Annotated in this window: 24 protein-coding genes, 9 tRNA genes and 1 riboswitch; of the genes, 24 read left to right on the plus strand and 9 right to left on the minus strand. The window is 31.2% G+C overall.

The window, feature by feature from the left end; all coding sequences use genetic code 11:
* Positions 1 to 283: 283 nt before the first annotated feature.
* The 5 genes from LQ668_RS11240 to LQ668_RS11260 form a co-directional block, all read right to left on the minus strand.
* Positions 284 to 1252, minus strand: coding sequence for a peptidylprolyl isomerase (locus LQ668_RS11240; protein ID WP_078357619.1), 969 nt, complete (start codon positions 1250 to 1252; stop codon positions 284 to 286).
* A 71-nt stretch (positions 1253 to 1323) separates the two neighbouring features.
* Positions 1324 to 1887: a DUF3267 domain-containing protein gene (locus LQ668_RS11245; protein ID WP_107509874.1), complete on the minus strand. Its 564-nt coding sequence runs from the start codon at positions 1885 to 1887 to the stop codon at positions 1324 to 1326.
* 38 nt (positions 1888 to 1925) lie between these two features.
* The gene (locus LQ668_RS11250) at positions 1926 to 2471 is read right to left on the minus strand and encodes an HTH-type transcriptional regulator Hpr (RefSeq protein ID WP_078357617.1); all 546 of its coding nucleotides are present in this window, start codon (positions 2469 to 2471) and stop codon (positions 1926 to 1928) included.
* 96 nt (positions 2472 to 2567) lie between these two features.
* Complete coding sequence (locus LQ668_RS11255) at positions 2568 to 2945, minus strand: YtxH domain-containing protein (protein ID WP_078357616.1); 378 nt, start codon at positions 2943 to 2945, stop codon at positions 2568 to 2570.
* A 64-nt stretch (positions 2946 to 3009) separates the two neighbouring features.
* Positions 3010 to 3432 (minus strand): HIT family protein, encoded by a 423-nt coding sequence (locus tag LQ668_RS11260; protein ID WP_078357615.1) that lies wholly within the window; start codon positions 3430 to 3432, stop codon positions 3010 to 3012.
* 127 nt (positions 3433 to 3559) lie between these two features.
* Here LQ668_RS11260 and LQ668_RS11265 point away from each other — a divergent pair, with 127 nt between their 5' ends.
* Positions 3560 to 4297: an ABC transporter ATP-binding protein gene (locus LQ668_RS11265; protein ID WP_107509872.1), complete on the plus strand. Its 738-nt coding sequence runs from the start codon at positions 3560 to 3562 to the stop codon at positions 4295 to 4297.
* Positions 4290 to 5510, plus strand: coding sequence for an ABC transporter permease EcsB (ecsB, locus tag LQ668_RS11270; protein ID WP_078357613.1), 1221 nt, complete (start codon positions 4290 to 4292; stop codon positions 5508 to 5510). The genes LQ668_RS11265 and ecsB overlap by 8 nt, the downstream gene beginning before the upstream one ends.
* Before the next feature lie 53 nt (positions 5511 to 5563).
* Here ecsB and LQ668_RS11275 read toward each other — a convergent pair whose 3' ends face one another.
* On the minus strand, positions 5564 to 6085 hold the full coding sequence (locus LQ668_RS11275; RefSeq protein WP_078357612.1) for an antibiotic biosynthesis monooxygenase family protein: 522 nt from the start codon (positions 6083 to 6085) through the stop codon (positions 5564 to 5566).
* 166 nt (positions 6086 to 6251) lie between these two features.
* On the opposite strand from LQ668_RS11275, the gene hemE reads away from it, so the two are divergent.
* The 16 genes from hemE to menC all read left to right on the plus strand — a co-directional run bounded on the left by hemE (position 6252) and on the right by menC (position 16531).
* Positions 6252 to 7301 (plus strand): uroporphyrinogen decarboxylase, encoded by a 1050-nt coding sequence (hemE, locus tag LQ668_RS11280; RefSeq protein ID WP_107509871.1) that lies wholly within the window; start codon positions 6252 to 6254, stop codon positions 7299 to 7301.
* 45 nt (positions 7302 to 7346) lie between these two features.
* The gene (gene hemH, locus LQ668_RS11285; RefSeq protein WP_107509870.1) at positions 7347 to 8267 is read left to right on the plus strand and encodes a ferrochelatase; all 921 of its coding nucleotides are present in this window, start codon (positions 7347 to 7349) and stop codon (positions 8265 to 8267) included.
* Positions 8268 to 8300: 33 nt separating this feature from the next.
* Positions 8301 to 9695 carry a protoporphyrinogen oxidase gene (gene hemY, locus LQ668_RS11290; RefSeq protein ID WP_078357609.1) on the plus strand — a complete coding sequence of 465 codons (1395 nt, stop codon included), beginning with the start codon at positions 8301 to 8303 and terminating at the stop codon, positions 9693 to 9695.
* 622 nt (positions 9696 to 10317) lie between these two features.
* Positions 10318 to 10392, plus strand: a tRNA-Glu gene (locus tag LQ668_RS11295).
* Positions 10393 to 10479: 87 nt separating this feature from the next.
* Positions 10480 to 10553: transfer RNA gene (locus LQ668_RS11300), tRNA-Met, on the plus strand.
* A 14-nt stretch (positions 10554 to 10567) separates the two neighbouring features.
* A tRNA-Asp gene (locus LQ668_RS11305) sits at positions 10568 to 10643 on the plus strand.
* Positions 10644 to 10653: 10 nt separating this feature from the next.
* A tRNA-Phe gene (locus LQ668_RS11310) sits at positions 10654 to 10726 on the plus strand.
* An 18-nt stretch (positions 10727 to 10744) separates the two neighbouring features.
* Positions 10745 to 10820 (plus strand) — tRNA-His (locus tag LQ668_RS11315).
* Positions 10821 to 10837: 17 nt separating this feature from the next.
* A tRNA-Gly gene (locus tag LQ668_RS11320) sits at positions 10838 to 10911 on the plus strand.
* 7 nt (positions 10912 to 10918) lie between these two features.
* Positions 10919 to 10993: transfer RNA gene (locus tag LQ668_RS11325), tRNA-Asn, on the plus strand.
* 4 nt (positions 10994 to 10997) lie between these two features.
* Positions 10998 to 11069, plus strand: a tRNA-Glu gene (locus LQ668_RS11330).
* A gap of 42 nt (positions 11070 to 11111) precedes the next feature.
* A tRNA-Ser gene (locus LQ668_RS11335) sits at positions 11112 to 11200 on the plus strand.
* Positions 11201 to 11857: 657 nt separating this feature from the next.
* Complete coding sequence (locus tag LQ668_RS11340; protein WP_107509869.1) at positions 11858 to 12700, plus strand: DegV family protein; 843 nt, start codon at positions 11858 to 11860, stop codon at positions 12698 to 12700.
* A gap of 139 nt (positions 12701 to 12839) precedes the next feature.
* A complete protein-coding gene (locus LQ668_RS11345; RefSeq protein ID WP_078357607.1) occupies positions 12840 to 14012 on the plus strand; it encodes an MFS transporter in 1173 nt (390 codons plus the stop codon).
* A 130-nt stretch (positions 14013 to 14142) separates the two neighbouring features.
* Positions 14143 to 15540, plus strand: a complete 1398-nt coding sequence (gene menE, locus LQ668_RS11350; protein WP_078357606.1) for an o-succinylbenzoate--CoA ligase — start codon at positions 14143 to 14145, stop codon at positions 15538 to 15540.
* The gene (menC, locus tag LQ668_RS11355) at positions 15533 to 16531 is read left to right on the plus strand and encodes an o-succinylbenzoate synthase (RefSeq protein ID WP_107509867.1); all 999 of its coding nucleotides are present in this window, start codon (positions 15533 to 15535) and stop codon (positions 16529 to 16531) included. Before menE ends, menC begins: the two co-directional genes overlap by 8 nt.
* A gap of 69 nt (positions 16532 to 16600) precedes the next feature.
* Here menC and yidD read toward each other — a convergent pair whose 3' ends face one another.
* Positions 16601 to 16831, minus strand: a complete 231-nt coding sequence (gene yidD / locus LQ668_RS11360; protein ID WP_078357604.1) for a membrane protein insertion efficiency factor YidD — start codon at positions 16829 to 16831, stop codon at positions 16601 to 16603.
* Between the two features lie 10 nt (positions 16832 to 16841).
* Positions 16842 to 17627: a hypothetical protein gene (locus tag LQ668_RS11365; RefSeq protein ID WP_078357603.1), complete on the minus strand. Its 786-nt coding sequence runs from the start codon at positions 17625 to 17627 to the stop codon at positions 16842 to 16844.
* 66 nt (positions 17628 to 17693) lie between these two features.
* Here LQ668_RS11365 and ytkD point away from each other — a divergent pair, with 66 nt between their 5' ends.
* Both ytkD and LQ668_RS11375 read left to right on the plus strand, forming a co-directional pair.
* Positions 17694 to 18158, plus strand: coding sequence for an RNA deprotection pyrophosphohydrolase (gene ytkD, locus LQ668_RS11370; protein WP_078357602.1), 465 nt, complete (start codon positions 17694 to 17696; stop codon positions 18156 to 18158).
* On the plus strand, positions 18142 to 18915 hold the full coding sequence (locus tag LQ668_RS11375) for an alpha/beta hydrolase family protein (protein WP_198644269.1): 774 nt from the start codon (positions 18142 to 18144) through the stop codon (positions 18913 to 18915). Before ytkD ends, LQ668_RS11375 begins: the two co-directional genes overlap by 17 nt.
* 50 nt (positions 18916 to 18965) lie before the next feature.
* Here the strand turns inward: LQ668_RS11375 and pckA are convergent, their stop codons facing one another.
* Entirely contained in the window at positions 18966 to 20564 is a 1599-nt protein-coding gene (gene pckA / locus LQ668_RS11380) for a phosphoenolpyruvate carboxykinase (ATP) (protein WP_107509866.1), read from the minus strand.
* A gap of 181 nt (positions 20565 to 20745) precedes the next feature.
* Positions 20746 to 20858: riboswitch (SAM riboswitch) on the plus strand.
* A gap of 101 nt (positions 20859 to 20959) precedes the next feature.
* Between pckA and metK the strand changes: the two genes are divergently transcribed.
* The 4 genes from metK (at position 20960) to LQ668_RS11400 (ending at position 25653) form a co-directional block, all read left to right on the plus strand.
* Positions 20960 to 22153, plus strand: coding sequence for a methionine adenosyltransferase (metK, locus tag LQ668_RS11385; protein WP_078357600.1), 1194 nt, complete (start codon positions 20960 to 20962; stop codon positions 22151 to 22153).
* 276 nt (positions 22154 to 22429) lie between these two features.
* Positions 22430 to 23341, plus strand: a complete 912-nt coding sequence (locus LQ668_RS11390; protein WP_078357599.1) for a nuclease-related domain-containing protein — start codon at positions 22430 to 22432, stop codon at positions 23339 to 23341.
* Between the two features lie 58 nt (positions 23342 to 23399).
* Entirely contained in the window at positions 23400 to 24782 is a 1383-nt protein-coding gene (locus LQ668_RS11395; RefSeq protein ID WP_203153745.1) for an NAD-dependent succinate-semialdehyde dehydrogenase, read from the plus strand.
* Between the two features lie 28 nt (positions 24783 to 24810).
* Complete coding sequence (locus tag LQ668_RS11400; RefSeq protein ID WP_107510191.1) at positions 24811 to 25653, plus strand: aldo/keto reductase; 843 nt, start codon at positions 24811 to 24813, stop codon at positions 25651 to 25653.
* Positions 25654 to 26053: the final 400 nt, after the last annotated feature.

Raw genomic sequence — 26053 nt, forward strand, 5'->3', positions numbered from 1 at the left:
ACAATGAAAGAATACATGCAGGATTAAATTATCAAACGCCAACCTCTTATAAACTTATGAATTCTGTCTAAGTTTTTGTTGACATACCAGAGAAGTGTGGGCAAGGGTAACTATAGTCACACAAGTGGAGAGAAGTGTAAGTAAGGATGTCTGTATTCACACAAGTCGAGAGAAGTGTGAGCAAGGGTATCTATATTCACACAAGTCAGTAGAAGTGTAAGTAAGAGAACCTATATTTATACACAAAAAACCTCATTTCAATAATGAGGTTTTTTGTGTACTATTAGCTAGCAGACTGTTGTTGTGCTGCTTGCATTTGTTGTTGCTGTAATGCTTTTTCGTTTAAAATGTTATCTTCTATAGATTTCTTAATTTCTTTATCTTTGTAATCTACTTTGTATTCATCTAATAATTTTTTGTATGCATTAATGATGATTTTAGGATCTTTTTGAATTTTCAATTGACGATATTGTTCTTTAAGGCTCTCTTTTTCTTTTTTACTTGCTTCGCCTTTATCGGCTTTTATAATATGATAACCGTATTGCGATTTAACAACGTCTGAAATTTCACCGTCTTTAAGTTTAAATAATGCTTTTTCAAATGCTTCGTCCATTTGACCTTTCATTACGAAACCAAGTGAACCGTTTTTAGATTTAGTACCTTCGTCTTGTGTTTCTTTTTTAGCAATTTTTTCGAAGTCATCTGGGTTTTTCTTGATTTGAGCTAGTATGTCATCAGCTTTTTTCTTAGCTGCTTTATCACTCATGCCATCTTGTGAATCTTTTGATTTAACTTTTATTAAGATATGAGAACCTTTTTTAGTGTTTTTATCTATTTCTTTATCAGAAACTTTTACTGCATCATTGATGAATTCTTCTTGATATTTAGAAGTTTTTTGAGAATCTTTAAAGTCTTCTAAAGTTGCACCAGGTTTTTCTTGTTGAAGTGCTTCTTCAAATTTTTTCTTACCACCATATTGCTCGATTTGTTTATCAACTTGTTTATCCAATTTCTTAGTATCAACTTTGTCTTCGTATTTATCTTTTAAGACTTTGTTAAGTACAATTTGGAATGCATTTTGGGCTACTTCATTGTTACCCATTTTGTCTAAAACATCTTGTGAAGTAACATTTCCAGCTTTAGATTCTACTAAAGTTTCTCCAGAGTTGTCTGAACCGTTACCACAAGCGCCTAAAGTTAATACTGATGCCGAAAGTGTTATAGGTAACACCATTTTTTTAATTGATTTCATTAATAGAACTCCTTTTGTAAGAATACAATGATAAATATAGCATATTTGGTAATTTAATTACAAAAATTTATCTATAATTGTTGCGTATCCAGTGAACGTTTTGTTAACAATTCAATTCCGTTCTTTCTTTCTTCGATATATGTTCCTCTTTTTGTAAATAAAATAATTTTCAGATATAGTAAGTCAATGATGGATATACCAGTATTTATAGACATTATAAAGAGAATGTAATGACCATACTGTGGAATAATATTTATTAACACAAGTGATAGGGTAGTTAACGTAATCAAAGGACATACAAGTGCAAAGCAAAATACAATTTTGTTAACTGGTTGATCCACTCTAATATTATATAGTGGTAATGCACGTTTCGCCTTAGTCGTTTTATTCATTTTAAATGACTTACGATAATAAATGAGTACAATCAAATGCAATAATTTATGGATTGGATAAATTAAGCAAAGGACGAATAAGAATAAAATAAACTTATCGTCCTTTAATGGTTGAGTTTGTATATAATTAAATATTTCGTAAGTGACTATAAATGTTAAAAATGATACTAAAGCACTAATTAATACAATTCTCTGTAGTCCGTACCGAGAGTGTATATTGATTGATTTAGAACAAACAAACATAAGATATGTCACCTTCTAAGTTATGATTTATCTTGATATTATGCATCATCCTCAGAGCGTTCGTCAAGTAGATATTTCCTTAATTGTTCATGATTTTGTTCTATATGATTTATGAAGTCGCTACCGTATATTTGACCAACAATATATTTTACATCAGTAAACTCTGGCATATTATACATAACTTTTTCATAATCAGTTGCAATTTCGTATAATCTATTCGTATCATTTGTATAACTTACATATGTTTTTCTTAAAACTTCAAGCCCTTTGTCGGTTAATTCTAAATATGTCGTACGTTTATCGTGTTGGCTTTTTGGCATAGTTAAATAACCACGTTTTTCTAAATTCTTAGCAAAGTTGAAAACCGTGGAAACGTGCATCACGCCATATTTACTCACTTCTGAAATAGTTGCTTCATCCAAACTTCTTATAATGATAAGAATGTGATGCTCATTAATATTTAAATCAAATGGTTTGATCCACTGTTGCCAATCTTTTTCAATAGTCTTCCATAAAGCTTTAGATAATTGTGAAACTTTATGAGTGAATAACATTTTTTCAATCATGTCCCGTTCGTTCGTCATAGTTAAATCCCCCTTTGTTAGTATAATAAAAGCATGATACTGATGTATCATGCTTACATATAACACTTTAATAATATAATAATTTTAACACGTTTTCTATTTTTTTAGAAATGGAAGTTTAGTATTTTGGATTTCTTTTTGGATTTCATTTCCACGATTGCTTATATTTTCAATGTTTTTCTGAATTTGTTCGATATTAGGGTTAATATCAGCTTTAAATTCATTTATCATTGTTTTTACTTCTTCACTTAAAGATTGAATAGCAATTTGGCTTTCATCTTTTGTTTTTAATACATAATTTTTAATCTCAACTGCATTGTCTTTAATTTCATTTAATTGGATTTTAGATCCATCAGTAGTTGATTTTAGATCTGTCTTTAATGTATCACCTGAACGATCTGTATTTAATATTGCTGTTGTAAAACCAGTAACTAGTCCTACACCAACACCAATAGCTAATCTTGAAAATTTCATAATAATCCTCCTTGATTTCTCTTACTTAAATATATACCCTATAAGCTTAAATATATGCAATGAATTATAATTGCTGTTGAATACTTTTTGCTATTTCTGCTTTTTTATCCTCATCGATTCGGTCTTCATTTGTATTCCAAATATAACCGAAACCATCTATATCTTCTTTGTATCTCGGGATTAAATGGAAGTGAATATGAAAAACAGATTGAGAAGCATATTCTCCATTATTTTGAATGATATTTAAACCGTCTGGATTGAAAGCTTTTTTAATAGCGTTAGCGACAATAGGTAGTGCTTCTGCTATATGTTTCATCGTTTCAGGATCGGTTTCGTAAATATTAGGTGATGCTTTTTTTGGTATGAGAAGTGTGTGACCTTTAGAAACTTGAGATATATCTAAGAAGGCATATACATAATCATTTTCATAAATTTTGTAAGAAGGAATTTCTCCGTCGATAATTTTGCTAAATACTGTTTCTGACATAATATCATCTCCTATGTAAATATTAACTTTATTATATCATGCAAGCAGTATCATCTTACAGTAAAGATATTATTTAATGAATGTATCAATAGGAACATGCTACAATATACTTTGGAGGTGTATTCACGTGACAATTAAAGTGAACAATTTAACAGGTGGATATGGTAAAAAAGCAGTTATCCATGATATCTCATTCGAATGTAAACCAAATGAAGTTGTCGGATTAATAGGATTAAATGGTGCTGGGAAGAGTACAACTATTAAACATATATTAGGTTTATTAACACCACAACAAGGTGAGATGTCCATAAATAATATAGATATAAAAGAAGATATAGAAGTATATAGAAGAAATCTTACATATATACCTGAAAGTCCTGTTTTATATGATGAATTAACATTAGAAGAACATATATATATGACGGCAATGGCTTACGGGATAGATAAAGAAACAGCACTTGAAAAAGCGATGCCTTTATTAAAAAGGTTAAGACTTGAGAATGAATTAAAAGTATTTCCAATACATTTTTCAAAAGGTATGAAACAAAAAGTAATGATCGTGTGTGCATTTCTAGTAGAACCAAAACAATATATTATAGATGAACCATTTTTAGGACTAGATCCACTCGGTATTCAAACGATGTTAGATTTAATAGTAGAAAGACGGAATCAAGGTTCTTCAGTCTTGATGTCGACACATATACTGGCAACTGCTGAAAGATACTGTGATCGTTTTATTATATTGCATCAAGGCAAACTGATTGCTATGGGAAATTTAGATGAGTTAAGAAAAGAAACGGGTCTAACAAACGCAACATTGGACGATATTTATATACATTTAACGCAAGGTGACAATTATGAATGATGCTAAAAGTTTATTTAACATTAGACAAAAAGAAGAAGTTATAGAGAAACTTAAATATAATAAATTTATTTTTAATGGTCATTTTTTAATCTTTATAACAATAATGCTTGGAGCATTTGCGTTAGGCTATAGTAATTGGCTGAAAGATATTCCACAAAATATAAATTATCATTTAATTATTTCCATTATATTGTCTGTTTGTTCAATTTTTCCATTACGTACTTTGTTCCGAGAAGCTGATAAGTTATATTTATTACCATTTGAAAAACATTTATCAGTATATATAAAAAAAGCGATAACTTATAGCTATTTAAACAGACTTTATTTGCCGGTTGTTATTCTTGTGATAGGACTGCCGTTATTTTATAAATTAATGGTTAATGATTTTTATTTATACATCACACTTATAATTTTGAGCTTTATATTTCCATTGTTTGGCTTAGTTATAAAATGGTTCTGGTTAAAATACGGACTAGAAATGTGGAGTGTTAACATCGTTCTATTCATTATTTACGCAAGTGGTTATTACACGACATTGAAAGTAGGGTTGATGTCTAGTATATTGACCATCGTAATGTTAATTGCGTTAGTAATATTAATGGAGATAATGAATAGAGATACATTTTATCAATGGGAGACATTGATATCCATCGAGCATAATCATAAAATGAATTATTACAAATTCGTAAATATGTTTACTGATGTGAAAGTGTTAAATGAAAGAACAGTCAGAAGAAGGTATTTAGATATATTCTTAAAAGTACCAGCTTCAAAAAAATTCAACCAAGATTATATGTATAAATTTTTGTTTATAAGAAGTTTTGCAAGAGGTAAAGACGCATTCTTTATCGTTTTGAGATTTTTAATTATCGGTTTATTACTTATTTGGTGGATAGATCAATCGGTGATTTCTGCAATACTCGGAGCATTAATAATGTACTTACTCATCTTACAACTCTCTCAATTCTATAAACAACAAGCTTATGGATTATGGCCACAAGTTTGGCCAGTAAGTGAACATCAAGTAATAAAGGGATATCATCAATTTTTAATAAATATGATGATAATACTCGCTGTCATTTTATCAATTATATATATTGTTAAATTCCCAACAGCAATTTACTTTGTTATTTTATTCTTTATAGTAGGTTGGTTAACAATCGATTCATCTATTAAAAAGATTAAAAAACATCAAGAATTATTAAGAGACTAAGAATAAGAGGCTGAGACAATTAATTAATTTGTCTCAGCCTCATTGTATGTTATTTATACTTCTTTTTCTTCTTCATCTTCGTCAGGTCTATACCAATATTTTGTATAATTAGCTGTTGAATATTGTTCTGCACCAGAGAATTTTCTTGTAGCATCTCTTGAGAAATATTCTGCAAAAAATGATGATTTAGTAAAATCTTCATATAGTTCATTTGAATCAAAACCAACTATAATCATGTAAGTATCGCCTTTTCTAGGCTTAAGCAATCTAAATGATTCAAAACCTTCAAAGTCATCAAACTGTCCATCGATATCTACGTAATGATTTTCAAATCGATGTTGCATTTCATCTGATACAGGAATGTAGCTAACTGCTAAAAATTCATGATTTATAAATTGCCCCTTTGATTCTAAGATTCGATATTCTCTTGGTTGCGCGAAAACTGTTTCACCGGTTGTTTCATGAATAAGCACCGTCGTATCTTGTCTAGTATAATGATGGATGTCTTCCTCTGGATATTTCTTTAAAATATTTTGAAGAAAATGATACGTACCAGTTGTTATATAACATTTCATAATTACAAACCTCCTATATCTCTTTATTTTGATTATAAACATGTAAGCGCTAAAATCAACCTATACATCAAATCTTTTGTATAATTTATGACTTTTTCTACACATAGATGTCTTTATAATAGAATATGTTAAAATAGATTGTAATGATTATAATGAGGTGAAAGAAATGAGTGTACCGTTTAACAACACAATTTTAAAAGCAGCAAAAGGTGAAAGTACAACTCATACTCCAGTTTGGTTTATGAGGCAAGCAGGTCGTTCACAACCTGAATATAGAAAAATTAAAGAAAAATATTCATTATTTGAAATTACGCATCAACCTGAACTTTGTGCTTATGTAACAAAGTTGCCTGTAGATCAGTATAATACAGATGCTGCAATTTTATATAAAGATATTATGACACCTTTAACAGGAATCGGAGTAGATGTAGAAATTAAATCTGGAATTGGTCCAGTTATACATAATCCAATAAAAGATATCACTGATATTAATAAATTAAGTCAAATAAACCCTGAAGAAGATGTGAAGTATGTTTTAGATACCATCAAAATTTTAACTGAAGAACAACTTAATGTACCTTTAATAGGGTTTACAGGAGCGCCATTCACATTAGCGAGCTATATGATTGAAGGTGGACCATCTAAAAATTACAATAAAACTAAAGCGTTTATGTATAAACAACCAGAAGCTTGGTTTAAACTGATGGATACACTTGCTGATATGGCGATACGCTATACGCATGCTCAAATTGATGCTGGTTGTAAAATGATACAAGTATTTGATTCTTGGGTCGGCGCATTAAATGCTGAAGATTACCATTACTTTATTAGACCATCAATGAATAAAATATTTACAGCTATAAAAGAAAAAAATGTACCAGTAACAACATTTGGTGTTGGGGCTAGTCATTTAATTGAAGAATGGAATCAATTGCCAGTTGATGTGATCGGTTTAGATTGGCGATTACAAATTAAAGAAGCACGTGAAAAAGGTATCACTAAAACTTTACAAGGAAACTTGGACCCAGCATTATTGTTAGCTCCATGGGAAGTAATTGAACAACGATTAATTCAAATTTTGGATCAAGGTTTAGAAAATCATAATTATATATTTAATCTTGGACACGGTGTGTTCCCTGAAGTTCAACCAGATACTTTAAGAAGAGTAGCTCAATTCGTACATGACTATTCAGCAAAATATAAATCACAAATGTAGTTGATAAATAAACAGCATTAATTTTACTTAAAGGGAGTATAGAAAATGAATAAAAAAGTCGGTCTTTTAGTTATGGCATATGGTACACCATATAAAGAAAGTGATATAGTGCCATACTATACGCATATTAGACATGGTCATAAACCATCTGAAGAACAAATTGAAGATTTAAAAGGACGTTACAAAGCTATCGGTGGGATTTCTCCACTAGCTGGAACAACTGAAAAACAAGCTGAAAGTTTGTTAGGTGCATTAAATGACACTTATGAAAATGTTGAGTTTAAAATGTATATTGGTCTAAAACATATTCGTCCATTTATTGAAGATGCAGTTGAACAAATGCATAATGATGGCATTGAAGAAGCGGTTACAATCGTTTTAGCACCACATTATTCTAATTTCTCAGTAGGTAGCTATAATAAGCGTGCCAAAGAAGAAGCGGATAAATACGGTATAAACTTGCATCATGTTGAACAATTTTATAATGAACCAGCATTTATTTCATACTGGACAACAATGATAAATGACACTTTACAAATGATTCCTGAAGAAAATCATGATGAAACAGTTCTAATAGTATCAGCGCATAGTTTACCTGAGAAAATTAAAAAAGCTAATGATCCTTATCCAGAACAATTAGAAGAAACAGCTAAAATATTAGCTGAAAAATCAAATATTAAACATGTTTCTGTAGGATGGCAATCAGAAGGACAAACTGGGGAACCTTGGTTAGGACCAGATGTTCAAGATTTAACTAGAGAGCTATACAATAAACATGGATATAAACATTTTATATATACGCCTGTAGGATTTGTATGTGAACATTTAGAAGTACTATATGATAATGACTATGAATGTAAAGTTGTTTGTGATGAATTAGGTGTGAATTATCATAGACCACCAATGCCAAACATTGATCCTAAATTTATCGAAGCAATGGTATCGGCAATTAAGAAAAAATTCTAATTCGAACAATCGAATAAGAAAGAAGTGTTAAGCATGACAAAACGTATCGCAATAATAGGGGCAGGTATAACAGGGTTATCTGCTGCCCATTATTTGAAAAAAGAACAACCAGATGTTGAAATCGACGTATATGAACAATCAGATAGAGTGGGCGGTAAAATTAAAACTTATCGTGAAAATGGTTATACAATTGAATTAGGGCCTGAATCTTATTTAGGTAGAAAAACAATTATGACTGAATTAGCTGAAGAAATAGGTATAGCTGATGATCTAGTTACAAATAAAACAGGACAATCATATATTTATAGCCATAATAAACTTTATCCAATACCAGGCGGTTCAATTATGGGTATACCAACAGAAATTAAGCCATTCTTAAAAACGAAACTCATTTCGCCTGTAGCTAAATTAAGAGCCGGAATGGATTATTTTTTACCTGTAAAACCAATGAATACTGATATATCTATTGGCCATTTCTTTAGACAACGTTTAGGAAATGAAGTGTTAGAAAATTTAATCGAACCTCTTATGGCCGGTATTTATGGAGCGAATATTGATAAATTAAGCTTAAAAACTACTTTTCCTCATTTTAAAGAGCAAGAAGAAGAAGAGGGTAGTTTAATTAAAGGTATGATTGCTCAAAAATCTAAAAATAATGCTAATAAAAAAGTGACTGTTAAACCTAAAGGTCAATTTAAACAATTTAAACACGGTCTAGAATCTTTCATGATTACTCTGCGAAATGATTTAGAAAGTAAAGGAGTAAACATTCATTTAAATTCACAAGTACAAAATTTAAATGAAGAAAATGCTAAACCAATTTTAACAATTAATGGTGTAAACCATGAATATGATGGTGTGATTGTTACAGTTCCACATCAACATTTTGTTAAATGGTTTGAAGATGATCTTAAGCTAGATTATTTCAATTATATGCCTTCAACGAGTGTTGCAACTGTAGTTATGGCGTTTGATAAAGAACAAGTAGTTAATGATAAAGACGGTACAGGTTTCGTTATTGCTAGAACGAGTGATACTGCAATTACTGCATGTACATGGACTAATAAAAAATGGCCACATACAACGCCTGAAGGTAAAGTATTATTAAGAGCTTACGTAGGTAAACCAGGTTCTAATATCATTCATCATAAAGATGAAGAACAACTGAAACAAGTTGCTTTAAATGATTTAAATAAAATAATGACTATCAACGGTGAACCAGAATTTTCTATTGTTACGAAATTACCTTATAGTATGCCGCAATATGAAGTAGGGCATATTGATCGAATAAGAGATATACAGCAACATTTAGAAAAGAACTATAATAATTTAATTATTACTGGAGCTTCATTTGATGCAGTAGGACTTCCTGATTGTGTACAGATGGCTAAAGATGCAAGTGACAAAATGATAGAGTATTTGAAGTAAATAGTAGGAAACAGGACAGAAATTCTAATGTAGCATTAGAATTTCTGTTTTTTTGATGGAGAGGTATGACAAGCAATGTTGGAGGACTGAATATTGCAAGATAGGTATGACAAGCAATATTGGGAGTCTGAACATTGCAAGAGAGGTATGACTAGCAATATTGGAGGTCTGAACATTGCAAGATAGGCGTGACTAGCAATGTTGGAGGACTGAATATTGCAAGATAGGTATGACAAGCAATATTGGGAGTCTGAACATTGCAAGATAGGTATGACTAGCAACATTGGAGGACTGAACATTGCAAGATAGGCGTGACTAGCAATGTTGGAGGCTTGAACATTGCAAGATAGGTGTGACTAGCAACATATCAGCAGTATAAAAATATGCTTCTTCTTACATAATAGTCTTAAATCCACAATTCTTATATGATTTAATGGCTCTAATATTATTGTTGTATTCCTCTTTGTATATTTTAAAATCTTCAATAATAGATGAGTATTTTTCCCTTTAGTGACAATTGTCACATAGATGTTAAAAGTTCAAATTTTTTATTAAGAAAAGTAAAGAAATAGCATTGACGTTATCTATATTTCTATATATAATTAAGAAGTTCTCAATTAGAGGCCCCTTGGTCAAGCGGTTAAGACACCGCCCTTTCACGGCGGTAACACGGGTTCGAGTCCCGTAGGGGTCACCATTTTTTATAAAAAACAATTAATATTTTCTTGACATAATATTAATAAATGTGTTATATTAAAAAGGTAGCCAAATTACTTAATATTAACGCGGGATGGAGCAGTTCGGTAGCTCGTCGGGCTCATAACCCGAAGGTCGGTGGTTCAAATCCGCCTCCCGCAATACTTTTTAAAGATGGTCCCGTGGTGTAGCGGTTAACATGCCTGCCTGTCACGCAGGAGATCGCGGGTTCGATTCCCGTCGGGACCGCCATTTTTATTTTGGCTCAGTAGCTCAGTCGGTAGAGCAAAGGACTGAAAATCCTTGTGTCGGCGGTTCGATTCCGTCCTGAGCCATACTTTTTAACAAGTATGGCGATTGTGGCGAAGTGGTTAACGCATCGGATTGTGGTTCCGACATTCGTGGGTTCGATTCCCATCAGTCGCCCCATTTAAATTTAATATTAAGCGGGTGTAGTTTAGTGGTAAAACCTCAGCCTTCCAAGCTGATGTTGTCGGTTCGATTCCGATCACCCGCTCCATTATTATTCCACAGTAGCTCAGTGGTAGAGCTATCGGCTGTTAACCGATCGGTCGTAGGTTCGAGTCCTACCTGTGGAGCCATATAGGCCCCTTGGTCAAGCGGTTAAGACACCGCCCTTTCACGGCGGTAACACGGGTTCGAGTCCCGTAGGGGTCATATAATCAGAGGTGAAATATCGCTTCTGATTTTTTTGTTTGTGGAGAGTTGTCCGAGCTGGCCGAAGGAGCACGCCTGGAAAGTGTGTAGGCGCCACAAGCGTCTCGAGGGTTCGAATCCCTCACTCTCCGTTTGTACCTTAATAATCAACTCATCCAAGACGTTGGTATTAAAGTGTTTTCTTGCACTAGGTAAGTAAACGTGAATGAGCAAGTGTCAAATAGGTGTTAAGAGATTAATCTCTTACACGTTGACCTTGCTCTTTTTTTATTGTCTTATTTTAAGCAATAAATTGTGGTAACAGTAGCTAAAGTATAGCTTGTTAAATTGGTGATTTATTAATATTTTTCGCAAATACGTCAATAGGACAGGAATTATATCAATTAGCTTTGTTTTTGTTAAAAATAATCACATTAGATATATTAGTCTAATTTGGTTTGTGGTTAATATTGGGAACATATTATTTCTAATACCATTAATAATGTTTTTGTTATTTTTTGTAATTTAATAAATAGGGAGATTCAAAGATAATTAGTATTTTTAAATAGTAAATTTTATCTAAAATAATTCATATAGTACAATTTACCTTATAATATTAATCACCTAAATAATAAGGTTTGTTAATAAAATTATATTAGAATTACAAACCTATATTTTATTATATGATTGTTCGAACTTATTGTTTCTTTTTTTAATTGTGTAGAACTGGAATATATGGTATTAATAAGATTAGAGTTTAAATAATACACTAAGATGATTCGTATATTTTATATACACTGGAGGAAGTAATGAAATTAGCGTGGTTAATTGATACAACAACTTATATTGATCAAAATATTGACGAGAAAGATTTATTTGTAGTTTCTTTATCAACAATTATAGAAGACAAACCATATAAAGATACAGAGTTTGAAAGTTCAAAATCATGTTTCGATATGTTAAAGGAAAATGGTAATGGAGCAAAAACGGCTCAACCTACACCTCAAGATTTTATTGAAACTTATCAGCAAATTGAAGATGAGGGATATACGCATGTTATTGCGATTCACCCTTCAAGTAGTTTATCGGGTACTTATGCTTCATCACTTTCAAATTCAAAAAATTTTCCTATGGAGATCCATGTTGTCGATAGCGGTACAGGGAGTTTTCCTCAGAAAGAATTAGTTGAATATGGGAGAAAGCTATATAATGAGAATAAATCATTTGATGAGATAGTGAAGAAGTTAGAAAGTGTAAAAGAAACAAGTGAATTATATTTATTACCAAGAAACCTACAGCAATTGAAAAATAGTGGTAGAGTATCTAATGGCAAATATTTATTGAGTAGCTTACTTCACATTAAACTTTTATTGAAATTAGAGCATGGAACGATAGATTTAGAACTTAAATCTAGAGGAATGAAGAAAATTGAAGCTTATTTAATTGCTCGTATGAAAGAGGCAATTGATAAGGGGATTACAAGTATTGGTGTACTACATGCTGGTAATGAAGAAGAGGCACATATTTGGAAAGAACGTATTTTAACATTGAATAGTAATATAAATGTATATGTTGAACCATTAGTACCTGTTGCTTCTGTTCATACTGGTTATGGAACGATTGGTATTGGTTGGATTAATACAACTGAATGAAATCGTTTTAAAAACTGAGAATCTATTTCTCAGTTTTTTTATTTATAAAAAATTTATAAAAAAAGCTTGTCATATGCTTATAAACGTACTAATATGGATAAATCTGATTAAAATAATAAGGTTAAAGGAGTTGTGTTTGATGAAGAAGTATCCTTTAGCGATATGGATATTAAGTCTTGGTGCGTTTGCAATAGGTATGACAGAGTTTGTAATCATGGGATTGCTACCAAATATTGCAAGAGACTTGAATGTAACTGTGTCTGATGCTGGGCAACTGATTACAGGTTATGCACTTAGTGTTGCCATTGGAGGACCGATTATAGTTCTTGCTACATATAAGCTACCAAGAAAAAATTTACTCGTTTTATTAATGGGAATCTTTATAGTAGGTAATGGAATAGGCGGAATAGCTCCAAACTATGAGTTATTAATGTTAAGTAGAATTGTTGCGGCGCTAGCACATGGATCTTTCTTTGGTATAGGTTCTATTTTAGCAGCAAGCATGGTGCCACCTCATAAAAGAGCTAGTGCTATGGCGCTAATGTTTATGGGCTTAACAATGAGTAATATTATAGGCGTACCATTCGGGACTTTTGTTGGTCAAATATTTGGTTGGAAAATGACCTTTATAATTATAAGTATATTAGGTCTACTAACATTAATAGGAATTATTAAATATGTACCGAATCAAAAAGATACTCAACCTATTTCTATTAAAAATGAATTAAATGTATTAAAAGACGTTAAATTATGGTTAACTCTTGGTGTAACATTATTTGGGTTTAGTAGTGTATTTGCATATTTTACTTATATTTCTCAAATTTTAATTAATGTTTCACATATAGATGAGCGATGGATTTCATTTGTTCTTATAATATTTGGTGTAGGTGTCACTTTAGGTAATATAATTGGTGGTAAACTAGCAGATTGGAATTTAAATAGAGCACTAAACATTATTTTTATTGTTTTTCCTATTTATATTTTTATGATGTACTTTATTCAAAATTATAGCCTGTTAATGGTTGTTGGTATCTTTATATTTGGACTTATAGGATTTAGTATGAGTCCTTCTCTTCAATTTAAGAGTATGGTCATTTCAAAAGATGCGCCAATGTTAGCAAGTACAATGAATCAATCTGCATTTAATATTGGTAATGCACTAGGTGCTTTTATAGGTGGAATAGTAGTTAGCCAATTAGAAGTTAAAGATCTAGCATTAGTAGCACCATTTTTAACTATCATTGGACTAGTGTTCTTAATGTTAGAACGTATCGTTACAAAAAGAAGAATGCAACAAAATACTTCAGCATAACTAAGAACTAATAATATAAATCCCGACATAATTTAAACTTTGTCGGGATTTTATATTATGCATAAAGCATTTTTTATGTTCTATTATGAATTTATCGTTATAATAAATAATGATACAAGGAGGTCCAAATATGAAACATTGGATTGAACAACGCGTAATTGAATCACCAAATAAAGTAGCAATCAAACAAGATGATATTGAAATAACATATCAACAACTATTCAAAGAGTCAAAAGTATATGCGTCGTATTTAAAACAACTTAATTTAAATAGGGTGGCATTTTATATAAAGAATGATATCCATCATGTATCTTTGATTATTGGAGCTTGGCTAGCGAATGTTGAGATTGTGATGATTAACACTAAATTGACATCAAGAGAAATAGAACAACAATTAGATAGTGTTAATGTACAAACAGTATTGACTTATAATTCACTTGATATTAAACAAAAGAATATAAATATAAGTGACATAAATCATATAAATAAACATAATTTAGAATCTCAATTTAAAATGGATAATATTGCTACGATAATGTTTACGTCAGGGACAACTGGACCTGCTAAAGCTGTACCTCAAACTTTTTCGAATCATTATTATAGTGCTATTGGCTGTAAAGAAAGCCTTGGTTATGATTCATTAACGAAATGGCTATCAGTGCTACCTATTTATCATATATCTGGTTTAAGTGTGCTTATACGTAGTTTAATTGAAGGTTTCACAGTAGTATTAGAAGCTAAGTTTAATATTGACCGTGTTATGCATTTGATTAAGCATGAAGGTATTACACATATTTCACTCGTTCCTCAGACATTGCAATGGTTGATTAAAGAGGAATTAAAAGAACCCTATAATTTGGAGAAAATACTGTTAGGTGGAGCAAAATTATCAGAATCTATGATCAATAAATCACTTGAATACAATTTACCAATTTATAATTCATTTGGTATGACAGAAACATGTTCGCAGTTTGTAACTGCAAGTCCAGAAATGTTACGTGATGAACCAAGTACGGTTGGTAAAATACCTTCAAATGTAAAACTTAAAATTTTAAATAAGAATGCTGATGGGCACGGTGAGATAGCTGTTTCAGGTGGTAATGTTATGAATGGTTATTTAACAACTAATAGTAATACTACGACATTTATAGATGGATACTTCAAGACTGGTGATATTGGATCTATAGATGAAAATGGATACGTATATATTTATGATAGAAGAAAAGACTTAATTATTAGTGGAGGAGAAAATATATATCCTTTTGAAATAGAACATATCATGTTAAATCATCCGCAGATTAATACATGTGTTGCGGTTCCTGTTGAAGATGAAAAGTGGGGACAAGTACCTGCTTTAGTATATGAAGGTGAAAGTAAAATAGAAATTAATGAATTTAAGATTTTGTTGAATGAATATTTAGCCAAATATAAACACCCAAAATATTTTTATAAAATGGATGAAATACCAAGAACTTCAACCGGTAAACTTTCAAGGCATAAAGTGAAAGAGTGGATAACCCATGAGTAAAAATACGATGAATTTTTATTTATTTAAAGCTCCGTTCAGAGTATCTATCAAAACACCTTTAATTGAAATGGAAGAACGTGAAGTATTGATTGTTGAATGGGTTGATAGTAATGGACAGAAATACTATGGAGAGTGTAATGCCTTTAGCACGGATTGGTATCATTTTGAAACGATAGATTCTGTAAAAAAAGAATTAACTAATTGGTTTGAAAGACATGTTTATGATCAAATAAATAGTTATAAACTAAGTTGTCAATTAATAGATGAACTAAATGACTTTCCGAACGCTCGAACTGTAATGTCTATGATTTTTTATCAGAAGTTCCATGATTTATATGAATTTGATATAGCATATGGTGCTACTGTAAATCATGATATTGAAAAATACTTTAATCAATATCATGGTGAATTACCTTCAAGAATTAAAATAAAATGGCACAATGGAATTCGAAATGATATTGCATTTTTAGAACAATATTATCCTCAAATTAAAAGAGCTATTGATGCAAACGGAGTATTAGAAGAAAGTAATATTTCTTTATTAAACACATTTAAAGATCAAGACTTTATTTATATAGAGCAGCCATTTAGTCATTTTGATTTATATAAGGAATATCGTAAATCATTAACGTTACCTATATTTATTGATGAGTCAGCTTTGAATTTAGAACAAATTAATAAATTTAATAAATCTGAACTTATAGATGGGGTTGTTATTAAACCTTCCCGAATAGGAGGGATAGATAAATCTCTAGAAATAATCGATTATTGTAAAAAGAATAAATTGAAATTTGTAATAGGTGGTATGTATGAATTTGGTTTAAGTAGTTATTTCACCGCATATTTAGCTCAGCATAGTGATTATCCAAGTGATGTGACACCAAGTGATTATTATTTCATGGATGATATCGTTAAGGATAGTGCTGAAATAAAGAACAATAAAATTAAATATTTACCACCAAAAGTAGATACAGATAAACTTATAAAATAAAGAAGTGGGATCGTAATCTAATTTTAAAAAAGATTACGATCCCACTATGGTTGACTAAGGTTGAGACAATTAATGTGTATGGTCTTTTTTTGGTGGAACTGGATCATATCCTCCTGCATGGAATGGATGACATTTTAATATTCTTTTCGTACCTAACCATGTTCCTTTTAATGCACCATATTCAGAAATTGCTTCTACAGCATAATTAGAGCATGTTGGTTCAAATCTGCATGTAGGTGGAGTTAATGGTGATATATAGTTTTGGTATAGACGGATTAATTTAATGAATAACTTTTTCATATCAATTCTCCTATTTATAATTATTTTCTGTTAAATTTTTGTATGGTTTAACTTTAGTATTATTAAACTTATAAAATTGTGTTGTTTGTTTCATATGAATATTTATTGTTTCGTTCTTTATTTTTCCTGTAGCGACAATATTAAAAGTTAATTTTTTAGGTAATGTTTTGTCTTCTTGGAAAGTTAAATTGAATTTACCTTTTTTAATTTTTAAATCATTAATATTACTTAATGATTCTTGATCGATTAAAGGAGATTGGCTATATCCTAATTGATATAAATATTTCATTACGCTGTCAGTACCTTCATATGAAAGGGTATTGTCTTTAATCGTCACATCATCTTCAATCGGTTTTAATAAACTTTGGTTAAATGTAGTTAAATCAAACCAGTCTTGACCAATTTTTTGATAATAATCAATTTCAGCATTTTGTGCATGATAATTTAAGTATTTAGTCTTTGGTGAAGATTTGATTTCATTTGAATCTATAAAGATACTTTTGTCACGTGTTTTGAATTCCTTAGTATTACTAGATTGTTCTACATTAAATGAAAGTTTATCGTGATGATTTGTACGGCCATATGAATTTTGTTTTAACTTTGTCTTTCTATCTTGAAAATCTACAGTTGTTTCATTTTTAGATTTTATAGAATGGGTATCGACATCTTTAATGTTTTTTTGAAATGCTTCAATAGCTTCACTGCTATTTTTAAAATTATTTTGACCTTGTTGACTACAACTTGCTAGAATAAGAGTAATTGTTAATATCAAGGACGTTAAGGTTAATTTTTTCAATATTTTCTACCTTCCTAATAAAATATATATACAGTTTATCACAATCGAAGAAAGAGGTCGTGTTTCATGCGCTATAAAGATCCATATGGACTAAACGTAGATTTAGAATATAAAGAAGCGAACGATATACAAAAAGCTAAACATGTACTTGGAATTCCTATATACAAGAATAATTATATTATGACTCATCATAAAATCAGAGGAATAGAATTTCCTGGTGGAAAAGTGGAGCAAAATGAAACAAATAAAGAAGCAATAGTAAGAGAATTATATGAAGAAACAGGTGCAATCCCTAAAGAAGTAACGTTTATTGCTTCATATACAGTGCATGATGAGAAACCATTCGATAAAGACGTATATTTTATTAAAGTTGATTCGATGGAGGTAAAAAGTGAGTATTTTGAAACATATGGCCCGATTATTGTTCAAAATATAGATGATGTACCTGAACAAAAAAAGAGTTTTTTATTAAAAGATAAAGCGATATTAAAGTGTGTTGAAAGGGTGTATAAACTTGGATTTCTTCAGTAGAAAAAGAATGCCTGTTTTCCTTTTAGATCACGTGACAGAAGAAGTGATTTATATTGTAGATCGACTTAAAGTTAGAGGGTTGCTAATGACACCTCATAAAAACGTTGAAAGAATCGTTGTTTATTTACGAGGTGGTAAAGGACAAGTTGGTAGAGTAAGGCCAGCAAGAATGTCTCAATTTAAAAATAAAAATACATTAGTATTCGCTCCTTATTATCGAGGAAGTAACGGAAGCGAAGGAAGAGATCATTTTTGTGGAGACGATTTAAATGATGTAATTGTTGGTATCAATATATTAAAAGAAAAATACCCGCAAATACCTGTTCATATTATAGGTTTTTCTAGAGGCGGTATACAAGGCTTACTTACGTATCAAACAGTTAAAGCAACAAGTTATATAATTTGGGGCGGAGTAACTGATTTACTTATGATGTATGAAGAGAGAATTGATTTACGAGGAATGTTAAAAAGGATGGTTGGACATCCTAAAAAGCAATATGAAGAATATGAACGTAGAAATGCTTTGAAAAACATTAATCAAGATAGCCCGCCAATTTTAATTGTTCATGGTGATAAAGATAAACAAGTTAATATCAATATGGCGTACCATTTAGAAGAACATTTAAAAGAACATAATGTAGAATATAGCACGATTTATGAACAAGGAGAAGGGCATGTATTTAGACCTGAAAAAGAAAAACAGACACTCATTCAAATTCATAATTGGATGGATAAATGTGAAAACAAAAACCCTTAAAGTTGAATTTCAGTTCAACTTTAAGGGTTTTTTTATACATGGGGTTAATTTTAACGATTAAAAGTAAATCCGCCTTCTGCTTGAATGTGTTCTGAAGTTTCTCCAAATTTACAGAAGTTTTCTTTGAAATCTGAAGCAAGTTGTTTAGCTTTTTCATCATATGCTTCTGCTGATACCCATGTATTACGTGGGTATAATATTTCTGATGGTACTCCTGAAACGTGTTTAGGAATATTTAGACCAAAAATATCATCTTTAACAAATTCAGAATTTTTGATTTCTCCACTTATTGCACGACGAATCATTGAGCGTGTATGTTTTAAGTCCATTCTAGAACCTACACCATACTCTCCACCAGTCCAGCCAGTGTTCACTAAGTAAACATCTACATCATGTTCGTCAATTAATTTACCAAGTAATTCTGCATATTCTGTCGCATGTAATGGTAAGAATGGAGAGCCGAAACAAGTTGAGAATACAGGTTGTGGACTCGTTACGCCTCTTTCTGTTCCTGCTAATTTAGATGTAAATCCACTTAAGAAGTGATACATCGCTTGTGATTTATCTAATTTTGAAATTGGAGGTAATACACCAAATGCATCTGCTGTTAAGAAGATGATTGTATTTGGATGACCTGCAATTGATGGTGTTACAATATTATCTATAAAATCGATAGGGTATGCTGCTCTAGTATTTTCAGTTAATGAAGTGTCGTTGTAATCAACTGATCCACAAGATTTAACACCTACATTTTCTAATACTGTACCATATCGAATTGCATCATAAATTTGTGGTTCTTTTTCTCGACTAAGGCTTACTGTTTTAGCGTAACAGCCTCCTTCGATATTGAAGACTCCATTCTCATTCCAACCGTGTTCGTCGTCTCCGATAAGTTTTCTATTTGGATCAGCAGATAAAGTTGTTTTACCTGTTCCAGATAGACCGAAGAATAAAGCGACATCTTTGTTATAACCAACATTAGCTGAGCAATGCATGCTCATAATGCCTTTTTTAGGTAACAAGTAGTTCATAACTGAGAATATACCTTTTTTCATTTCACCAGCATATTCAGTACCACCAATTAATATAACGCGATGTTTGAATGAAGTGATAATAAATGTTTCAGAGTTTGTGCCGTCCTTTTCTGGATTTGCTTTAAATCCAGGTGCACTGATAACAGTAAAGTTAGGATTAATATTAAGTGCATCTTCTTTAGTTTCAGGACGTATAAACATATTTTGAGCAAATAGATTATGCCAAGGTAACTCATTAATCACACGTAAATCTAAGCGTGATGATTCATCTGCACCAGCATATCCATTGAAGACATAAAGTTGTGATTTTTGGTTTAAATAGTCAATAACTTGATCATATAAATTTAAGAAGCTATTTTCTGAGATAGGTTGATTGATTGTTCCCCAATCAATATCTTGTTCTGTATCTGCTTCTTTTACAATAAATTTATCTTTAGGTGAACGTCCGGTATATTTCCCTGTTTCCATTCTAATAGCACCAGATTCAGTTAATACCCCTTCACCAGATTCTAGAATATGACTATATAATTCAGTTCTAGAGAGTTGTTTGTGTGTAGTTTCCTTATTAAGAAGGTTAGAAAGTTCGATTGATTCTGTAATTGACTGTATTGCCATAAATGACGACCCCCATGTCTTATATTAGTGTTGTAAGCATTTTCATGGAATTAGTATAACACATTAAAATATATAGTCTATACTAATAGGAAAATTTATTTTAAAAATTTATGACAATTGAATTATATTTCGTTGCATTGACATAATCAGAAAACTCTAGTATTATCGTCTTTGACGGATTCTCTTATCCTGAGTGGTGGAGGGACATGGACCCAATGAAACCCAGCAACCTCTTTCTATTTGAAAGAAAGGTGCCAAACCGTTTGCAGACCAATATTGTCTGAACGATAAGAGCGAATGGACGAGTGTGCCTTCTCTCTATTTTTATTGAGAGAGGGCACTTTTTATTTGCGCAGAGAAAGAGACCGTACAACATTATTTAAAGGAGATTTTTTATGTTAAAGAATAGAAGACTCTTCACATCTGAATCAGTAACAGAAGGGCATCCAGATAAGATTGCGGATCAAATTTCTGACGCAATTTTGGACGAATTATTAAAAGGTGACCCTAAAGCTAGAGTCGCTTGCGAAACAACAGTAACAACAGGTATGGCTTTAATTGCAGGTGAAATTTCAACTTCAACATATGTTGATATACCTAAAGTAGTAAGACAAACTGTAAAAGATATAGGATATACGAGAGCAAAATATGGCTATGATTTTCAAACAATGGCAATTTTAACTGCAATTGATGAACAATCTCCAGATATAGCGCAAGGTGTAGATTGTGCGTTAGAAGATAGAGATGACTTAACAGATAGAGAAATTGAGTCTATTGGTGCAGGAGACCAAGGGCTTATGTTCGGATATGCAACAAATGAAACAGAAACTTATATGCCGTTACCAGGTTATTTAGCACATCAATTAGCTAAACGATTAACAGATGTTCGTAAAGAAGGCACTTTAGATTATTTACGTCCAGATGGTAAGACACAAGTAACAGTTGAATATGACGAGAATGATAAACCTGTAAGAGTTGATACAATTGTTATTTCTTCACAACATCATGAAAAAATTGAACTAGAAAAAATACAACAAGATATTAAAGATCATGTTATTTACCCAATCGTTCCTAAAGAATTATTAGATGATGAAACTAAATTCTTTATTAATCCAACAGGTAGATTTGTAATTGGTGGACCACAAGGTGATGCAGGATTAACTGGAAGAAAAATTATCGTAGATACATACGGTGGTTATGCTAGACATGGCGGTGGATGTTTCAGTGGGAAAGATCCAACTAAAGTGGATAGATCAGGAGCTTATGCAGCGCGTTATGTAGCTAAAAATATTGTCGCTAGTGGACTTGCAGACAAATGTGAAGTTCAGTTAGCATATGCAATAGGTGTGGCTCAGCCAGTTTCAATATCAATAGAAACATTTGGAACTGGTAAAGTTGAAGAAACAACTTTAGTAGAAAAAATTAGAGAAGTATTTGACTTAAGACCTGCAGGCATTATACAAATGCTGAATTTAAGACAACCTATTTATAAAAAAACTGCAGCATATGGACATTTTGGAAGAACAGATGTTCAATTACCTTGGGAAGAATTAGATAAAGTAGACTTATTAAAAGATTTACTTAAATAAACTAAAAAGCACTGTATAAAAAATCACCTTTTTATGCAGTGCTTTTTTAATTTCTGCAAACATTGGACTTTGCTTATAGGTTTTGTACATGTTATTTAAAGTGTTTTTATTGGAAATTAAATTAATTTACTATTAAAGTGAGGAATAACTATTCAAATGTACGAAGTATTAAAAAATATAATGGGATAATTAATATATTTTATGATAAATACTGAATTAATTTGAATTTTTTACTATAATAGAAGTAATACTTATGAAAGGGAGCGATCTGCAATTATGAGTCAATTAGAACCGATTCATTATGGATTAATCGCAGCAGTTGTTATTGCGATATTATTTATTATATTATTCTTTGTTTCGTTAAAACAAAAGAAAAAATCTTTGACTAAGATTCAAGAATCTCATAAACAACAAAACGAGTCGCTAAAATCTGAGCACAAAGAGAAGTTAGATCATGAAAGAGTAGAGAATAAAAAGGTTCTAACTAAACAAAAAGAATCACATCAACAAGAAATTTCACAAAAAGAAAGAGAAATTGACTCATTAAAGTTATTTTCCAAGAATGAAGGGGAATATATAACTGATAGACATTTATTAGAATTAAGAGATCAACTTGTAAATGAACGTAGAATTAGACCTGAAGATATGCATATAATGGCTAATATATTTTTACCTAAAGATCCTTTAGGCAAAGTAAGACAAATAGACCATTTAGTATTAACTAGAACAGGCATTTATGTTATTGACTCAAATTTAGTAAGTGGTCACATCTATCACGGTATTACAGAACAGCAGTTTAATGATTTTCCAGTATTAGGACAAGTTTTTGGAACTTTGGATTTAAATCCAAATAAAGAACAAACTTTATTACTAGAAAAACAATCAAATAATAAAACTGCAGCATTTCATTCATATACTGATGAAGTTAAAGAAGTTGATGGTACAACAGAAGAATTACAACGACAACTGGAACTTAAATATACACCAACACCAATCATATACTTCCATCCTAATGAAGTGAGTGAAGCTACTATAAGTAATTACTCACAAGATCCTAACATTAAAGTGTTAGTAGGAGAAAAACAACTACAACATTTCTTTAATAAATTTGTCTTCCATGGTAGATTCCAATATAGTGTGGAAGACCTTGAAAGAATTATGGATGAAATTGAAAAGTTTAATCCTTAGAAACAAAGCGCTGCATATTATGTAGCGCTATTTTTATATAAAAAAGGTGGAATATAAAATGGGAAATGAAGAATTTGATGTTAAGAATCCGGCAACTGGTGAAGTGATTGAAACGTTAAAAAATAATAGTGAAGATGAAATTAATGAAAAAATTAAACGTTCACATGAAGCATTCCAAGATTATAAGAAGAAACCTGCCCACGATAGAAGTGCTTTATTGTATAAATGGTATGAATTGATTTTAAAAAACATAGATGAAATTGCTTTAACTATGACTAAGGAAAGTGGAAAGCCTTTAAAAGAGTCTAAAGGTGAGGTTAAATATGCGACTGATTATATTTTATGGTTTGCTGAAGAAGCAAAACGTACTTATGGTAGAACAATACCAGAACATGTAGATAATAAGAGATTAATTGTAACGAGAGCGCCTGTTGGAGTCGTCGCTAGTATAACTCCTTGGAATTTCCCAGCAGCAATGATGACTAGAAAGGCAGCTCCGGCATTAGCAGCAGGATGTACATTTATATGTAAACCTGCACAGGATACGCCACTTACGACTATGAAATTAGTTGATTTAGCTCATGAAGCTGGTTTTGAAAAAGATGTTATTCAATATGTAAATGGAACAGGTAAAGATATAGGGAAAATATTTACTAAGCATCCATTGATTTCAAAAATAACATACACTGGATCTACACCAGTTGGTAAGCAATTAATGGAACAATCGAGTTCTACACTTAAAAAAGTGACTTTAGAACTAGGAGGTCACGCGCCACTTATAGTCCATGAAGATGCTGACATTGATAAAGCAGTTAAAGGAACAATTGCTTCAAAATTTAGAAATGCGGGTCAAACTTGTGTCTGTGCAAATAGAATTTATGTTCATGAATCCATTAAAGATTCATTTGAAGAGTCATTAAGATCAGAAGTAAGTAAATTAAAAGTAGGTAATGGCCAAGATGAATCTACAGATATTGGACCGGTTATTAATGCAGATGGATTTGAAAAAATAAAATCTCATATAGACGATGCAACAAGTAAAGGTGCACGAATCGTAACAGGAGGAGATAGCTATAGAGATGGTGGTTATTATATAACACCTACAGTACTTGCAGATGTAACTGACGATATGCAAATTATGGTTGAGGAAACATTTGGACCGGTAGCACCAATTACAACATATAAAGAAATTGATGAAGTTATTCAAAAAGCTAACGATACGCCATTTGGACTTGCAGCATATTTCTTTACAGAGAACTATAGTATTGGTATACAATTGTATGAGAACTTAGATTATGGTGTAATTGGATGGAATGATGGTGGCCCAAGTGCTGCTCATATACCATTCGGAGGCATGAAAGAAAGTGGCTTTGGACGAGAAGGCGGTTCTGAAGGTATAGAACCTTACCTTGAGACTAAAGTCGTTTCAATATTAATCTAAGTATTTAAGGAAACCAGGAGGCAATATAATGACACAGAAATTAGTTGAGTTTTATAACGGTAATAGTATACCAGCGCTAGGATTAGGTACATTTAGAGTGGAAAATAATGATGAATGTCGAGAAGCTGTTAAACATGCAATAATTAGTGGCTATAAACATATTGATACTGCACAAACTTATCAAAACGAAGAAAAAGTAGGTCAAGGTATTAAAGAAGGTTTAGAGGAAGCTGGATTAAACAGAGAAGATTTGTTTATCACAACTAAACTTTGGATGTCAGATTATGGTAGAGAAAATGTACAATCAGCATATGAAGCTTCATTAAAGAGATTAGGTTTAGATTATGTTGATTTATATTTAATCCATTGGCCAGGTCAAGATAAAGCTTTGATTTCTGAAACATGGAAAGCCATGGAAGATCTATATAATGAAGGGAAAATTAAAAATATAGGTGTAAGTAATTTCCATGTCAATCATTTAGAAGAATTGTTGCAAGAAGCTTCTATAAAACCAGTGATTAATCAAATCGAATGTCACCCTTATTTAATTCAAAAAGATTTGAGAACATACTTAGAAGCTCAAAAAATTGTTGCACAATCATGGTCTCCATTAATGAATGGGCAAATATTAGAAGATGAAGTTGTTAAAGAAATAGCAAATGAATTAGGTAAAACACCTGCACAAGTCATTATAAGATGGAATATTGATGAGAATATTGTTGTTATACCAAAATCAGTGACACCATCTCGAATAGAAGAAAATTTAAATGTATTTGATTTTGAATTATCAGATAGCCAATTATCAAGATTAAATGCTTTAAATAAAGATGAAAGAATTGGTCCAGACCCAGAATCTTTCACAGGTAAATAAAATAAATCAGAGCTTAGGATATAGTTGTCCTAGAAAATTTTATAAGAGCAGAAATTCAATTTTAATAATGAATTTCTGCTCTTATTTTTTATGAAAATCATATTGGGAAATTTAGACTTTGTTGATATTTATTTATGCGCATGCTTACACTTCTTTCGACTTGTGTGACTATGGATATCCTTGCTAACACTTCTACTGACTTGTGTTAACATAGGTATCCTTATTTCCACGTCTTTCCACTTATGTGAATATGGATACCCTTAGTTACACTTCTTTCGACTTGTGTGACTATGGACATCTTTGCTAACACTGGTATGTCAACAAAAACTTAGACAGAATTCATAAGTTTATAAGAGGTTGGCGTTTGATAATTTAATCCTGCATGTATTCTTTCATTGTT

Origin of the sequence: Mammaliicoccus sp. K-M42 (genome assembly GCF_022386375.1) — a bacterium.
Classification (GTDB): domain Bacteria; phylum Bacillota; class Bacilli; order Staphylococcales; family Staphylococcaceae; genus Mammaliicoccus; species Mammaliicoccus fleurettii.

Coding starts and splice junctions, on each gene's coding strand:
- LQ668_RS11240 (WP_078357619.1), bottom strand. CDS start 1,252: ATGAAATCAATTAAAAAAATGGTGTTACCTATAACACTTTCGGCATCA.
- LQ668_RS11340 (WP_107509869.1), top strand. CDS start 11,858: ATGAAATTAGCGTGGTTAATTGATACAACAACTTATATTGATCAAAAT.
- LQ668_RS11275 (WP_078357612.1), bottom strand. CDS start 6,085: ATGAAATGTTATATAACAACTGGTACGTATCATTTTCTTCAAAATATT.
- metK (WP_078357600.1), top strand. CDS start 20,960: ATGTTAAAGAATAGAAGACTCTTCACATCTGAATCAGTAACAGAAGGG.
- hemE (WP_107509871.1), top strand. CDS start 6,252: ATGAGTGTACCGTTTAACAACACAATTTTAAAAGCAGCAAAAGGTGAA.
- LQ668_RS11245 (WP_107509874.1), bottom strand. CDS start 1,887: ATGTTTGTTTGTTCTAAATCAATCAATATACACTCTCGGTACGGACTA.
- LQ668_RS11390 (WP_078357599.1), top strand. CDS start 22,430: ATGAGTCAATTAGAACCGATTCATTATGGATTAATCGCAGCAGTTGTT.
- hemY (WP_078357609.1), top strand. CDS start 8,301: ATGACAAAACGTATCGCAATAATAGGGGCAGGTATAACAGGGTTATCT.
- LQ668_RS11400 (WP_107510191.1), top strand. CDS start 24,811: ATGACACAGAAATTAGTTGAGTTTTATAACGGTAATAGTATACCAGCG.
- LQ668_RS11260 (WP_078357615.1), bottom strand. CDS start 3,432: ATGTCAGAAACAGTATTTAGCAAAATTATCGACGGAGAAATTCCTTCT.
- ytkD (WP_078357602.1), top strand. CDS start 17,694: ATGCGCTATAAAGATCCATATGGACTAAACGTAGATTTAGAATATAAA.
- ecsB (WP_078357613.1), top strand. CDS start 4,290: ATGAATGATGCTAAAAGTTTATTTAACATTAGACAAAAAGAAGAAGTT.
- pckA (WP_107509866.1), bottom strand. CDS start 20,564: ATGGCAATACAGTCAATTACAGAATCAATCGAACTTTCTAACCTTCTT.
- LQ668_RS11250 (WP_078357617.1), bottom strand. CDS start 2,471: ATGACGAACGAACGGGACATGATTGAAAAAATGTTATTCACTCATAAA.
- LQ668_RS11255 (WP_078357616.1), bottom strand. CDS start 2,945: ATGAAATTTTCAAGATTAGCTATTGGTGTTGGTGTAGGACTAGTTACT.
- menE (WP_078357606.1), top strand. CDS start 14,143: ATGAAACATTGGATTGAACAACGCGTAATTGAATCACCAAATAAAGTA.
- yidD (WP_078357604.1), bottom strand. CDS start 16,831: ATGAAAAAGTTATTCATTAAATTAATCCGTCTATACCAAAACTATATA.
- LQ668_RS11395 (WP_203153745.1), top strand. CDS start 23,400: ATGGGAAATGAAGAATTTGATGTTAAGAATCCGGCAACTGGTGAAGTG.
- menC (WP_107509867.1), top strand. CDS start 15,533: ATGAGTAAAAATACGATGAATTTTTATTTATTTAAAGCTCCGTTCAGA.
- LQ668_RS11345 (WP_078357607.1), top strand. CDS start 12,840: ATGAAGAAGTATCCTTTAGCGATATGGATATTAAGTCTTGGTGCGTTT.
- hemH (WP_107509870.1), top strand. CDS start 7,347: ATGAATAAAAAAGTCGGTCTTTTAGTTATGGCATATGGTACACCATAT.